Genomic DNA, 13832 nt, shown 5'->3' with positions numbered 1-13832 from the left:
CATGGCCCGGAAGCTATGACAGGGCGGCACCACGAGAGTCAGCCAGAGGGGTTCGAATGCGACGGTTTGTGGCAGATTTCGTCAAATGTATCTAACCAGCGTCAGTGCGGGTCTTACCGGCGTCTCAACCCCCAACTGGACTGGATGCGTCCGACTCTTTAGAGCAGATTCAGGTGTCTTCCAGCGAGTCCCACGTCGATCCGGGTCAGTTCCTCGAGGGCCTCCGGGCCTTCCGGTACCGGGAGGTGACCATGGCGCTGGCGACGCTATCGGTGATTGCCGGCTCGATCGTCTTCTTCCCCGGTTTCGGGGAGATGACCAGCGGCCTCCAATCGGATGTCTCGGCGACGATCTTGGTTGTCTTCGTCGGCGTCGCGATCCTGGCCGGCGCGATCAAGGGTATGATCGGCTTCGGGTACGCACTGGTCGCGACCCCAATCTTCGCTACCGTTATCGACCCGACGCTGGCAGTGGTCGTCCTCGCGATCCCGCCCTGGATGCTCAACATGTTCCAGGTCGGCGAGACCGACACTGGGATGGCATTCATCCGTGAGGAATGGCTGTTGCTCGTCCTGGCGATCGCTGGTGCGGTCGTCGGGGTTGCCGTCCTCGATGCGGTCGAGACCGGTCCGCTGGTGCCGTTCCTGATCGGCCTCGTCGTCTTCGGATACGTCCTCTTCCAGCTCGGACAGGGCTTCGTGACCGTCGAGAAAGCCCACCACCCCGTGGCAATGAGTATCGCCGGTGCACTGGAAGGGTTCCTGCTTGCAATTGCGAACCTCGGGCCGCTCCTGCCCGCCTACTTCCACACCTTCGAGCGCGATACCGAGCGCTACATCGGTGGCCTCTCGATGGTCCTGGGCGCGATCTTCACCGTCCGGATCGTCCAGATGGCGCTGTTCACCGACCTCATGACGCCCTACCGGCTGTGGCTGGGCTCGGTCATCGCCGTCGTGACGCTGGTTGGGCTGTTCGTCGGTACCTACCTCCGGCGACTGGAGATCGACGAGCGGCGGTTCAACTGGTTCGTGGTCGCGCTCCTCTTTGTGATATCGCTGAACATCTTCCGGCAGACGATTCCGGCGCTGTTTCTGTAGGCGGGGGGGGGGGCTTCGCCACGTGAAGTCCGGCTCCTGGTTTTAGTAGGAAGCCGGTAGAGGCCGAGATATGGAGTTCGTCAACACAGAAACGGTCCCAGGCGAAGAGATCGACGAATCGCTCGGTATCGCACGCGGCAATACCGTCAAAGCCCGCAACGTCGGGCGGGACATCACCCAGAGTATCCGCAACATCACTGGCGGGGAGTTGAAGGCCTATTCGGAGTTGCTGACCGACGCCCGCGACGAGGCCATGGAACGCATGGCCGAGGACGCGCGCTCGATGGGTGCCGACGCCGTGGTCAACGTCCGCTTAGAGAGTTCCGAAATCGCCAACGGCGGCTCGGAGGTCATCGCCTACGGCACCGCGGTCACACTCAAGTAGGACTGGCTCTCCACACGGCGAATGGTCGAGCGGACTGATCCAGGCAGTGTCGGCGTGGTCGCCGGTCGCTTCGTCGGCGCGCTGACGGTCGTTCTCACGGTCGCCGTCATGCTAACCCACCAGGAGGGGTTCTATCGAGCAGTGCGGATAGTGCTTGCCGGCCTGGAGAGTGACTTCGACGTGCCAGTCTGGGTCCTGTTCTGGGGCAACGTCGCCCTCGTCGCGGCCGGCCGGTATGCCTTCTGTTACGTCCTGGGCTCGCTGCTGGGGGTTGCCTACGACTGGCTCGACCGCCCCGGGATTACGCTTTTGGCGATCGTCGTGGCGCTGCTCGGGACGATCGACGGCATCTACGGCGGCTTTGGCGCGCAAAGCGTCCTCGTCGGCGGAGGCTACCTGCTGGCCTGGCTCGCGTACGTGCCCGTCTTCGCCTGGCTGTTGGAAGCAAACGACGAGGCGGACGACGGACCACTTCGCCTCGAATAATCGACCGGTCTGGAAAATCAGGCCCGCAAGCGCCGGATACGCTCTTCGGTCGGCGGGTGCGTCGAGAAGATCTTCGACAACAGGCTGCGCTCCTCGCCCTTGATACAGAGGGCGCTTGCCTGCTCGTCGATCCGGCTCTGTGTGTGATCGGCCGAATTGATCTTCTCTAAGGCGCGGGCGAGCGGTTCGCCGCCCGTGATTTCGGAGGCGTCACTGTCGGCAACGTACTCGCGGTATCGCGAGATCGCCATGACGAAAATCGAGACGATGAACTGGACGATGTTCCCGACGACCATCGCCATGATGAAGTCGCCGAAGTCGTTGTCCCCGGCAAAGAGGACGGCGAACTGGGCGACGAGGGCGACGATCGAGGCGATCCCCTGGCCGACGACCATCATCACCACGTCGCGATTGCGGATGTGGGCCAGTTCGTGTGCGAGGACGCCTTCCAGTTCCTCGTGGTCGAGCATGTGGATGAGTTCCGAAGAGACGACCACGACGCCGGCTTTCTTTCGGCCGACGGCGAAGGCGTTTGGCACGCCCATCTCGGCGACCATCACGCGGGGCTTATCGATGCCCATCCGGTCGCTCATCCGCTCGATCGAGCGGTGGATCTCCCGGAAGCGCGGATCGTCTTCGGGCATGTCCTCGGCACCGACGCTCCGGAGAGCGGCCCACTTCCCGATCTTGTACTGGACGCCGATGAAGAGGACGCTACCGAGTAGGATCAACCCCAGTATCGTCGTCCCGCCGCCGAAGGCGACGTACGCGAGCAACGCCACCAGTGCATAGAAGCCAAACAGGATGGACCCCACGACGGCCATCCTGAGTTTCAGGCCTGGATGTCTCATGTCACCGGTGTGTCGGCGCTGAACGCTCATAAACTTCCTGGCATCGACACCACGAATCCGCAAGACGGCCACGCAGAGGGAGAGATACCGGCTCTGTTACTGGACGCTGCTGGTTCTGACAGCGAGAAGACCAATTCGGCCCTGTCCAGCGGACGGGCATTCCGACGGGTCAGCCCGACTGGGCTGGACGACTGTGTGATTCCGGATCGAGGCCGAAAACCCACACGTCCGGTGCGTCTCCGTCTATCGGCCGTCTGAAACGTGTTGATGGCGAGAAAACGGTGTCGGCTACTCCAGCAGCGACTCGCCAGTCATTTCGGCCGGCTGCTCGATGGCCAGCAGTTCCAGCAGCGTCGGTGCGATATCACACAGCGAACCGCCCGAGCGGACCGAGTGACCGCCCTCGTCGCCCTCGCTCGTCAGATAGACGATCGGGACCTCGTTGAGCGTGTGGGCCGTGTGAGGGTCCTCGACCGTGCCGAGGTCGTCGGCGTTGCCGTGATCTGCGGTGAGGAGCAGGTCGGCACCCGCTTGCTGGGCCGTCTCGACGAGTCGCCCGAGTTGTTCGTCGACGGCCTCGACGGCTGCGACGGCTGCCTCGAAGTCGCCGGTGTGGCCGACCATGTCCGGGTTGGCGTAGTTGAGCACCAGCAGATCGGGGTCGTCGCTGTCTCGCGGCTGGTCGCCGCTCGACTGTTCCGGGTCGCTTTGGGACCCGCTCTCGATGTACTCGATTGCAGTGTCGGTCACACCTTCGGCGCTCATCTCGGGCTGTTCGTCGTAGGTCGGCACGTCCGGACTCTCGACGATCTCGCGGAGTTCCCCGTCGAATTTGACCTCGCGGCCGCCGTTGAGGAAGTAGGTGACGTGGGGGTACTTTTCGGACTCGGCGAGGCGAAGCTGTGTGCCGCCTGCCTCGGAGACGACCTCCCCCAGCGTGTTCTCGGGCTGGTTGGGCGGGTAGGCCACTGGGATGTCGAAGGTTTCGTCGTACTGCGTCATCGTCACGTAGTGGGTCTCGGGTGGCGACGTGTCGAACTCCCAGTCCGGATCGATCGAGTTGAGCATCCGCGTGAGTTGACGCGCCCGGTCCGACCGGAAGTTGAAGAAGATGACCGCGTCGCCGTCTTCGAGGGCCGCACCGTCCTCGATCAGTGTCGGCTCGATGAACTCGTCGGTCGTCTCCCGGTCGTAGGACTCCTCGGTGGCCGTGACGGGATCAGGCGCGGAGAACTCGGCCTCACGGTGAACGATGGCGTCGTAGGCCTTCTTCGTGCGCTCCCAGTTCTGGTCGCGGTCCATCGCGTGATACCGGCCCGTCACGGTCGCGACGTCGCCGGTGCCGTTTTCGGCGATGACGTCGCCCAGTTCTCGCAGGTAGTCTGCGCCGCCAGTCGGGGACGTGTCTCGACCGTCCATGAAGGCGTGGGTGACGGCTTCGACGTCGTTGTCGGCGGCCATCTCGATCAGCGCGTGGAGGTGCGTCTGGCGTGAGTGGACGCCGCCGTCGCTGACCAGGCCCATGAAGTGGACCTGCCCGTCGTTGTCCTTTGCATAGTCCATCGCCGCCAGCAGGTTCTCGTTTTCGAAGAACGTGCCGTCCTCGATGTCGTCGGTGATGCGGGTGGTATCTTGCTTGACGACGCGGCCGCCACCGATGTTGAGGTGGCCGACCTCGCTGTTGCCCATCTGGCCCTCCGGCAAGCCGACCCGCCGGCCCGACGCGTCCAGGCGGTTGTGCGACCCACTCTCCCAGTATTCGTCGAAGTTCGGTGTGTCCGCGGCTTTGACCGCGTCGCGGGCGTCTTCGTCGTCGTTGAGACCCCAGCCGTCGAGGATAACTAGTCCAGCGTCCATACCCGAGGGGTGGATCCCGAGCGTAATACCTTTTGATATTTACCGGTAAATCCTGCCTCGCCAGCACGTGTGTCCATCGATAACGCATTATAATTCAGGATATAATCTCCTTTGGGGGCTGTTCGGAGCCCCGACTGATTTTTGAGCGCGTACACCAAATACGGGGCCATGACGTTGGACCCAGTGCACGTCGAGGGGATCGCGCGCCTGGCCGGTCGGCTCGGCGATCGCGTCGAAGATGCCGACCACCAGGACCTCGCCGAGACGGCCTGGACTGAATTTCTGGACCCGCTGTATCGGGACGGCGATCCAGTCGTCGAACCACTCGACGAGCAGTGTCGCCGGGCAGCGCCACTCCCCGACGTGGCCCTAGCCGAGCGACCGTTCGACACCCAACACGGACTGGACTCGGGGACGATCAACCCGACGACGTTCAAAAACGGACTCGTCTTGGACGTCGCCCAGGCCGCGATGGCCGGCGTGCCCTCGGCGCTCGATCTCCACCGTGAGCGGACAGTCGTCGTCAGCGCCCACACCAACGACCAGCGCCAGTCCCTGGGCCAGGATGCATGGGAACAAGACGACGAAGGCTATACACACACTCGCCTACTCGAAGTCCCGCGTGTCGACCGCTATGCCCAGACCGTCGTTCACGCCTTGGCGCTGTACCTCGCCGAGAGTCACCACGCCCTCGAACACGCAAGCGAGGTCGAGGATCTACTGATCCTCGACGGACCGATCTACCCGACAGGCCTCCTTGCGTGGGCCGACCGCCACCCCGAACTCGCCGACCTCCTCGAAGGGGACAAACGACCGCGAGACGTCGTCGAAAACTACGTGCGATTGGTCGAACAGTTCGTCGAGCGGGACGTACCGCTGGTGGGATTCGTCAAGAACAGCGCCGCGAACGGCTTGATTCGGGCAATTCGAGAGCAGGCGACTGCGCCCTGGGCGAACGACAACGCCTTCTTCGAACACGTCCTCTCACGGACCGAAGCTGGCGACCTCCGGACCGACGCGATCACCTACACCAATTGGTTTCACTCTCGGGTCGGGACCGACCGGCCGCTTTCGACGGCTGGCAACGCACTCGGGATCGACCGCCATCTCGATCCAGAAGCCTACGAAGTGACCTTTTTCGCCCTGTTCGATCCTCGCGATGAACTGGTCTATCGCGTCGAAGCACCGTACGCCGTGACGCGCGATCCTGACCGTCGGGAGCGACTGGCCAGACAGATCGTCGCGGACGTAGCCGCCGAACGCGGGCCACCGCTGGCGGTCGCGAAAGCCGACGAACTCGCCAGGATCGGTGTGACGGGCAAACAGCAGTTGCGCGACCGCATCGGCCAGGAGTTCGAGGTCGACCGCCAGCGATCCTACAACGACCGTCGCTGGGGGGCCGACTACGAGACTGACGGCCCCGTCACCGAATCCTGAGTCAGATCGTCGGGTCGTCCCTCCTCGACAGACGGACGCCGATTCGATCGACTTGCCCACACTGTCGTTCACTGGCGCTGTCTGCCGATCGGTGTGTTTCCTAGCACGCCAGAACGGGAGATGGATTTCCGGCGTCAACCCTCCAATATATTTATAGATTGTTGCTGACGAAAGATTGAATATACGGAGATACCGATTATTAACCATGACGAAAGAATGGCAGTGCACTCAGTGTGGCAACCTGCAGACACGGACACTCGTCATGCACGTCAGCGAGGGCGCTCCCGAGGCGTGTGAGGTTTGTGGCAACGACGAGTTCGAGGAGACGATAATGGGGGGAACGCACTCGGTACTAGACTCGGTGTTGCCCTGAAAGGGGAGTGGAACAAGCGCGATCGAGTGTCGGCATATGTGTCGGTAGCGGCCGCTCTGGTTGCAGTCCTCGATATCTGGCACTGCTACAGAGCACTATGTACTGCTGTATATCCCGCAACAACGATCTGATCTGCTCGTACTCCCACCGAGCCGACCGGAGCATATCGTATCTTCCCATACCCCTATTATAAACCCCTTTAGTCAAATCTGCCCCCGTCTACGTTGATGACGCGAGATTCGACGCGTCCGGACAGTGCATCACGGCGGAAATTCATCCTGTCGGCTGGCGCGCTCGGGGCGGCCGCGCTGGCAGGTTGCAGTGGGGGCAGCGACACAACGGCTGAGCCTGAAGCCAACGTCGAGGATGGTGAGCAGGATACTGTCGATCAGAACACTCCGACGCCGACGGAATCGAATTCTCGGGACACCTCGACCCTGAAGGCCGACGGTTCTTCGACGGTGTACCCGATCGCGAACGACGCGGGCCGACTGTGGAACGGTAATCCGCCGGCCGACGACAAAGAGTACTGGGGACCCGGCCAGTACGACATCGACACGGACATGCACCTCGCCGATTACTGGGCGAGCAAGTACGGCTTCGAGCCGACCGAAGAGCGCAGCGTCCCGCCGTTCGGTACGCAGATCGCGCTCAGTCACTCGGGGACCGGCGTCGAAGCGGTCATCAACAAACGCGTCGACATCGGTGACGCCAGTTCGACCGCCGAGTCGATCCTCGGTGAAGACAACGAAGAGCTGGATAACATCGTCGATCACGTCGTGGGCGTCGACGGCCAGCCGATCGTCGTCAGCCGGGAGATCTACGACGCGGGCGTGACCCAGATCACCGGCGACCAGCTCCGGGGGATCTACATGAAGGAGATCACCAACTGGAGCGAACTCGGCGGCCCGGACAAGGAGATCTACGCGGTCGGACGGGCCGAGGACTCGGGAACCGACACCGCGTTCCGGGCGAACCTCTATGGCGACCCCGACGCCCCGATCGAGCCCGACACCCGAAAAGGGCAAAACCAGCAGGTCAAAACCCTCATCGAGCAAAACGACAACGCCATCGCCTACATCGCGCTGGCGTTCGTCGAGCCCGACGGCGTAACACCGCCGATCGCGCTGGACCTCGAGGGAACTGTCTACGAGTACGGCAAGAACCTCGGTGCCAAGGAGTACCCGCTCAATCGCGACCTCCACATGTACACCTACAACGGGACCTCCAAGAAGGAAGCCGCGTTCCTCAACATGATTCTCTCTGACTTCGGCCAGACCAACTTCGTCGAGCCACAGAACTACTTCAAGCTCCCGGAAAGTCGTCGCGAAGAAGAACGCGCGAAGCTCCCCGATCAGGTCTAAGACGACAGCTCTCCGGGAGTATACAGAATGGGAACTTTGGACGTATCTATTCGTCTTTCCAACGATGACACCTGAATATCAGTCGCCGAACGCGCTGTCCGCCGTCGCTCGATGGGCGCACAAACGTGGCCGGTCGCTTCGCCGGTCGGTCGAGCGACTGGGCTGGATCGGTCGACTACTGGCCGTCGGACAGCTTTCGCTGATCGTCGCCGCCTTCGTCGGGTTTCTCGTCCAGTCGGTCTGGACGCCGTTTTTCGTGATGTCGTTTCTGCTCGTGTTCGGACTGGGCTGGGGCCTCCGCCAGGCCCTGACAGCCAAGATCATGACGTTCCTGATGACCGTATCCGCCCTGGTCACGCTGGGATTGATCGCCGTCTTCCTCGTTCTGGAGGCAATTCCGGCGTTCCAGACGGCCGGATTGGACCTGATCAATCCCTTCGGTGGGAACGCGTGGTCCGCGAGCCAGGGCCAGTATTCGCTCGTCCCGATGATCTGGGGGACCGTGCTCACGACGATCGTCGCGGTCGCGGTCGCCGGACCGCTCGGGATCGCCGGCGCGCTGTTCATCAGCGAGATCGCGCCCGGCTGGCTCCGCGATATCGTCAAGCCGGCCGTCGAGATCCTCGCGGGTATCCCGTCGATCGTCTACGGGTTCATCGGGTTCACGATCATCAACCCCTACATCACGGGTCGTCTCTCTGTCAACCCCGGCGCGCTGTTCGCGATCGGCGTCGTCATCGGGTTCATGGCGTTGCCGACGGTCATCTCGGTCGCGGAAGACGCCCTGGCGGCCGTGCCGTCACCGATGAAAGACGGGTCCCTCGCCGTCGGAGCGACCGATTGGCAGACGATGCAAAGCGTCACTGTCCCGGCGGCGTTCTCCGGCGTCTCAGCGGCCGTCCTGCTGGGGATCGGCCGCGCGATGGGCGAGACGATGGCCGCGACGGTGATGATCTCACACAGCCGTCGGCTCCCCGAACCGACAGGGTACAACGTCTTCGATAGCACGGAAACGCTGACGACGTTCATCGCCAGCAGTTACGGGCACGTCACGCCCGGCGAGACGTTCTGGAGTGCGCTGTTCGCCGCGGGCGTCGTCCTGCTGGTCATCGTCACCGGACTCGGTATCGCCTCACAGCTGGTCGAGATGCGAATGGAACGGAAACTGCAGGGCAATCAATGAGCGACGCATATCGAAGACAACTCGTCGATACAGGGTCGACGGGGTACGATCGTATCGCCGCCGGAACGGTCGGAGCCGCCTTCGTCCTCTTCGCTGGGGCCGTCGGCACGTTCTTCGGCTGGGTGCCGACCGACGAAGCGGGGTTCGGCGTCACGGGGCTGACGTACTTCGGCATCGCCTTGCTGGGCCTGGGGGCCCTCGTCGTCGCACTCGGACTCGGGTCCCGACGCTTTGACGTTGCGACGACGCCCAACGAGTCGCCCGGACTTCTCGTCAGTGTCGTCCTCGCGACGCTCTGGCTGGCGACGGCTGGCGCTGTGGCCAGCTGGGCGCTGGGAACCATCGCCTGGCCACTGGCGGCAGTCGTCGGCGGCGCGGTCGGATATGCGACGCTCGCGTCGCCCGAGGACCTCGGCTCGACGCTGCCCGTCGGGGCCTTCCTGCTGTTGGTCGGCGGACTCGTCACCGCTGGCGTGCTCGGCCCCGGATGGGCGTGGGAGTCAGCAGCGTTCGCGGCGACGTTCCCCGCTGACGTCGTCGTCCCGGTGTTGACACTGCTTGGAAGTCTGTTCGCGGGCTGGACCGCCGGCAAGGCCTACGGCGGCTTCGGCGCTCGCGGCCGACAGCACGGTGCGTTCCTGCTCGTCTCGCTGGTCGTCTTCCTGGTCATGGGTGTGCTCGCCTTCCTCCTGGCGTACGTCGCCGAGCGCGGGATCGGGACGGCCGTCGAGAACCTCTCCGTCAGTGCCGGGACGCTACTGGTCGCGCTCGTGCTCCCGCTTGTCGTTGCGGTCCGGCGCGGGCGGCGCGGTCTGGGCTCCGCGTCCGGGGTCACGCTCGTTGCGGTGTACCTGTGGCTCGCGCTCGCGGGGACGCTCGCGCTGGCCAGTTTGGCCCTCGGATACACGATCGTGACCGGGAACGCGCTCACGACAGCCACGGCCACGATCCAATCGACGGCAACCGTCGGCGCGCTGCCGGCCGCCCTCGTCAGTGGCCTCGCCCTGCTTGCCGTCAGGCAAGCAACGCCGTGGCGGCCGTCCGACCCACGGCCCCGAACCCTCAAGCGTGCCGGCGTCGGTCTCGCGATCGTGCTCGTGGCCGGCGTCCTCGTCGAACTCGTCGTCGGTTCCCTCGCCGTGGCCGGCATCCCGCTGGTCGGAACGGGCGCTATCGCCGTCTGTGTCCTGAGCGGTGTCGCCATCGCCGCGAATCTGAGTACGCGGTTTCAGGACAGCCCGTTGCCCGCCTCGATCCCGCCGCTCGCTGCGAGCACGCAGCTGTTCCTCCTGGGAGTGCTGGCCGCGTCACTGCACGTGCTCGTCACCGGGACGTCGATCGGGACAGAGACCGTGGGACTGGTCGCAAGCGGGACCCTCGACTGGCCGTTCGTGATGAACCCGACCCAGGGGCTCGGAATCCAGCGTGGGGTCATGCCGGCACTGATCGGGACCGTCTGGATCGTCGTCGGCGCAGTCGCCTTCGCCGTGCCGATCGCCGTCGGCGCGGCCGTGTTCCTCACCGAATACGCCGAGGACAGCCTCTTCACCAAGGGCGTCGACGTGGCGACGAACGGCCTCTGGAGTACCCCGAGCATCGTCTTCGGGCTGTTCGGGCTGGCGTTTATCGTCCCGCGATTTGGCAACAGCGGGTCGATCTTCGCCTCCCAGCTCGTGCTCGGGTTCATGTTGCTCCCGCTCGTGCTGGTCACGAGCCGGGAGGCGATGCAGAGTGTCCCCGACGAGTACCGCGACGCCAGCGCCGCGCTGGGCGTCAGCAAGTGGGACACGATCAGGGAGGTCGTCGTTCCCGCCTCGATGCCGGGGATCATCACCGGCGTCATCCTCGGGGTCGGCCGCATCGCCGGCGAGACGGCCCCGCTGTTGCTCGTCTTGAACGGGCCGGTTTCACCAACGGACGCCCCGGCTATCCTTTCGAGTTTCGAGGTCGGCCTGACGGCCCAGCCGCCGTTCGTTTCGGTGACCAATCCCGCCTTGCTCGAATCGGCGAGTGCGCTCCCATACCAGCTGTACGCGATCATCACCGCCGGCGTGCTTGATGACTTGGCGTTCGGCTGGGCGACGGCGTTCGTGTTGCTCGGCGTCGTCCTGTCGTTTTTCGCCGTGGCCGTCGCTTCGCGGCGCTACTTCCGGAGGAAACTACATCATGACTGAGACGACGATGGCATCCCAAGGCAGCACAGGCACGGAGATAGAGACGACGAAAGGCGAGAGCACGGAGCACACCCGCGAGGCGTGGACCGACTACGCGTTCGGGGACGAGGCCGTCCTGTCGGTCGACAATCTGAACGTCTACTACGGCGAGGAGCGGGCGATCAAAGACGTCTCGATGGATATTCCCGAACAGAGCGTCACGGCGCTGATCGGCCCCTCGGGCTGTGGGAAGTCGACGTTCCTGCGCTCGCTCAACCGGATGAACGACCGGATCAACAGCGCCCGGGTCGAGGGAACCGTCGCGTTCGACGGCCAGGACATCTATCAAGAGGGCGTCGATCTGGTCGAACTCCGCAAGCGGATCGGAATGGTGTTTCAATCCCCGAACCCGTTCCCCAAGTCGATCCGGGAGAACGTCGCCTATGGCCCTCGAAAGCACGGGGACATCAACCGCGGACTGGCGGCTCGACTGCTCGGGCGCGACGAGAAAGACGCAGAAGACGAACTCGTCGAGCGCACACTCCGGCAGGCGGCGCTGTGGGACGAAGTGAATGAGCGGCTGGCGGATAACGCCCTCGGGCTCTCGGGTGGGCAACAACAGCGCCTCTGTATCGCGCGCTGTCTCGCGGTCGATCCCGAGGTGATCCTGATGGACGAGCCGGCCAGTGCGCTGGACCCGATCGCCACCGCCAAGATCGAGGACCTCATCGAGGAACTCGCCGAGGAGTACACCGTCGTTGTTGTCACGCACAACATGCAACAGGCCGCCCGGATCTCAGATCAGACCGCCGTCTTCCTCACCGGCGGCGAACTCGTCGAGTACGACGACACCGACAACATCTTCGAGAACCCCGAGAGCCAGCGCGTCGAGGATTACGTGACCGGCAAGTTCGGGTGATTCGATGGCACGAGAGGCCTACCGTGAAGCGCTTGCCGATCTCAGGACGGCCGTCGTCGAGATGGGCGAACTCGTCCTCGACCGGCTTGAGACGGCACTGCAGGCGCTTACGGCAGGTGAGCCACAACAGGCCCGTGAGGTGATCGACGGCGACGAGGAGATAAACCGCCGGTATCTCGCGATCGAGTCGGACTGTGTCGATCTGTTCGCCCTCGAACAGCCGGTCGCCGGCGACCTCCGGTTCGTGGCCGCTTCGTTCAAGATCACGACCGATCTCGAACGCGTCGGCGACCTGGCAACGAATCTTGCCCGCTACGCGCTGTCGAGTCGCCGTGAACAGCTACCCGACCTCGAAATCGAGGCGATCGGGGAGCGCGCTCACACCCTGCTCGCGGACGCACTCACGGCGTACGAGGGCGAAGACGCGACGGCGTGTCGGACGATCGCCGAACGTGACGACGACATCGATACGCTCTGTCAGCGGGCCAGCGAGCGCTTGGTGCGGGATCTCCTCGAACGCGACCCGGCGATCGACGCCTGGACGCTCGAACCATTACTCGATGAGATCGCGAGCGTGTTACTGACGATCCGGGACCTCGAACGGGTTGGCGACCACGCTGTCAACGTTGCCGCCCGGACGCTGTACGTCTTGGAGGGTGATCCGGAGTTGATCTACTGATGGAAACTCGCAAGATCCAGACCGTCGGCGGCGGCACGTACACGGTCTCCGTGCCAAAAGAGTGGGCGCGCAAGCAGAATCTCGAGACCGGTGAGGCCGTGCGGCTGTACACCCACCGGGACGGCTCGCTGATCGTCCGTGGCGAACAATCCGAAGCAACGCCACTGGCGTCAGTGACGCTATCCGTCGACGATCACAGCATCGGCGCCGTCGAGCAGTTGGTCCATGGGGCCTACGTGACCGGCTTCGAACGGATCACGATCGTCGCCCAAGACTCACTCCCTCCGGAGCATCGCCAGGCTGTTCGCACGGTGAGTCGACAGCTCGTCGGCACCAACGTGCTGGAAACCGAGCCGACGGCACTCGTCGTCCGGGCCATGCTCGATTCCTCGGCTGTCTCGGTTCGGCAATCGATCGATCAAGCCGTCTCGATCGTCACGTCGATGCTGCAGACGACCGTCGACGGACTATCCGAGGGGACGCCCATCACCGAGCACGTCCAGCATCGTCGCCCGGAGGTCACGCGACTGGCTGCCTTGATCCGTCGCCACCACAACCGCTCGCTTCGATCGTTCGAAGAACTGGACGCGCTGGGGATCGATCGCGTGCCGCTCGCCCGATACACGCGAATGGCAGGCCGCCTCGAGGACGTCGCCACAACGATCGTCCGCCTGGCCGAGATCGTCGAGGAGGTATCACTGAGCGACGAGCACTCACAGATCGTCGCCGACCAGATCGACACCATCGGATCGAGTCTTCAAGCGGCCAGCGAGTGCATTCTCGACCAAACAAAACGGATCGATCCAGCGAGCCAGCGATTGCCCAGTGCCGATCGACACCTCGATCACGGGGGTCCCGACGACGGGGCCTCCGACCCAGCGCGGGCACGGGTCAGGGACGCCCTGGGACGGCTGCGAGCGGACGTCCGGTCGGTCGAGCGTCTCGGGGACCAACCTGCGATTGCCCATCAGTAGACAGCCCTCGCATTGAGACCTCCGGACCGCTATGTAGCTCTCATAGATACGTCTTTTAGCCTGTGTGTACGTAG

At 63.9% G+C, this 13832-nt stretch carries 13 protein-coding genes; 11 read left to right on the top strand and 2 right to left on the bottom strand.

Features of this window, described 5'->3' with window-relative positions; translation table 11 throughout:
* The first annotated feature begins 173 nt into the window (after positions 1 to 173).
* The 3 genes from FR699_RS05725 (at position 174) to FR699_RS05715 (ending at position 1968) form a co-directional block, all read left to right on the top strand.
* Positions 174 to 1097: a sulfite exporter TauE/SafE family protein gene (locus tag FR699_RS05725; RefSeq protein WP_158854665.1), complete on the top strand. Its 924-nt coding sequence runs from the start codon at positions 174 to 176 to the stop codon at positions 1095 to 1097.
* Between the two features lie 70 nt (positions 1098 to 1167).
* Positions 1168 to 1482, top strand: coding sequence for a YbjQ family protein (locus tag FR699_RS05720; RefSeq protein WP_154551362.1), 315 nt, complete (start codon positions 1168 to 1170; stop codon positions 1480 to 1482).
* Positions 1483 to 1503: 21 nt separating this feature from the next.
* Positions 1504 to 1968, top strand: coding sequence for a hypothetical protein (locus tag FR699_RS05715; protein WP_158854663.1), 465 nt, complete (start codon positions 1504 to 1506; stop codon positions 1966 to 1968).
* Between the two features lie 17 nt (positions 1969 to 1985).
* Here the strand turns inward: FR699_RS05715 and FR699_RS05710 are convergent, their stop codons facing one another.
* On the bottom strand, positions 1986 to 2792 hold the full coding sequence (locus FR699_RS05710; RefSeq protein ID WP_195837650.1) for a M48 family metalloprotease: 807 nt from the start codon (positions 2790 to 2792) through the stop codon (positions 1986 to 1988).
* A gap of 315 nt (positions 2793 to 3107) precedes the next feature.
* A complete protein-coding gene (gene gpmI, locus FR699_RS05705) occupies positions 3108 to 4676 on the bottom strand; it encodes a 2,3-bisphosphoglycerate-independent phosphoglycerate mutase (protein WP_154551365.1) in 1569 nt (522 codons plus the stop codon).
* 168 nt (positions 4677 to 4844) lie between these two features.
* Here gpmI and FR699_RS05700 point away from each other — a divergent pair, with 168 nt between their 5' ends.
* The 8 genes from FR699_RS05700 (at position 4845) to FR699_RS05670 (ending at position 13758) form a co-directional block, all read left to right on the top strand.
* The gene (locus tag FR699_RS05700) at positions 4845 to 6113 is read left to right on the top strand and encodes a DNA double-strand break repair nuclease NurA (RefSeq protein WP_154551366.1); all 1269 of its coding nucleotides are present in this window, start codon (positions 4845 to 4847) and stop codon (positions 6111 to 6113) included.
* A gap of 205 nt (positions 6114 to 6318) precedes the next feature.
* Positions 6319 to 6486, top strand: a complete 168-nt coding sequence (locus tag FR699_RS13125) for a hypothetical protein (protein ID WP_195837618.1) — start codon at positions 6319 to 6321, stop codon at positions 6484 to 6486.
* 227 nt (positions 6487 to 6713) lie between these two features.
* Positions 6714 to 7850, top strand: coding sequence for a PstS family phosphate ABC transporter substrate-binding protein (locus FR699_RS05695; protein ID WP_158854661.1), 1137 nt, complete (start codon positions 6714 to 6716; stop codon positions 7848 to 7850).
* A gap of 64 nt (positions 7851 to 7914) precedes the next feature.
* Complete coding sequence (gene pstC, locus FR699_RS05690) at positions 7915 to 9033, top strand: phosphate ABC transporter permease subunit PstC (protein ID WP_154551367.1); 1119 nt, start codon at positions 7915 to 7917, stop codon at positions 9031 to 9033.
* Positions 9030 to 11207, top strand: a complete 2178-nt coding sequence (pstA, locus tag FR699_RS05685) for a phosphate ABC transporter permease PstA (RefSeq protein ID WP_158854659.1) — start codon at positions 9030 to 9032, stop codon at positions 11205 to 11207. The genes pstC and pstA overlap by 4 nt, the downstream gene beginning before the upstream one ends.
* Positions 11200 to 12105, top strand: a complete 906-nt coding sequence (gene pstB / locus FR699_RS05680; RefSeq protein WP_158854657.1) for a phosphate ABC transporter ATP-binding protein PstB — start codon at positions 11200 to 11202, stop codon at positions 12103 to 12105. The genes pstA and pstB overlap by 8 nt, the downstream gene beginning before the upstream one ends.
* Before the next feature lie 4 nt (positions 12106 to 12109).
* Positions 12110 to 12784 (top strand): phosphate signaling complex protein PhoU, encoded by a 675-nt coding sequence (gene phoU / locus FR699_RS05675; RefSeq protein WP_158854655.1) that lies wholly within the window; start codon positions 12110 to 12112, stop codon positions 12782 to 12784.
* The gene (locus FR699_RS05670) at positions 12784 to 13758 is read left to right on the top strand and encodes an AbrB/MazE/SpoVT family DNA-binding domain-containing protein (protein WP_158854653.1); all 975 of its coding nucleotides are present in this window, start codon (positions 12784 to 12786) and stop codon (positions 13756 to 13758) included. The genes phoU and FR699_RS05670 overlap by 1 nt, the downstream gene beginning before the upstream one ends.
* The last annotated feature ends 74 nt before the right edge of the window (positions 13759 to 13832 follow it).

This window comes from Halorhabdus sp. CUG00001, assembly GCF_009797925.1.
In the GTDB taxonomy this organism is placed as follows: domain Archaea; phylum Halobacteriota; class Halobacteria; order Halobacteriales; family Haloarculaceae; genus Halorhabdus.
This window is presented reverse-complemented; position numbering and strand designations above follow the sequence as displayed.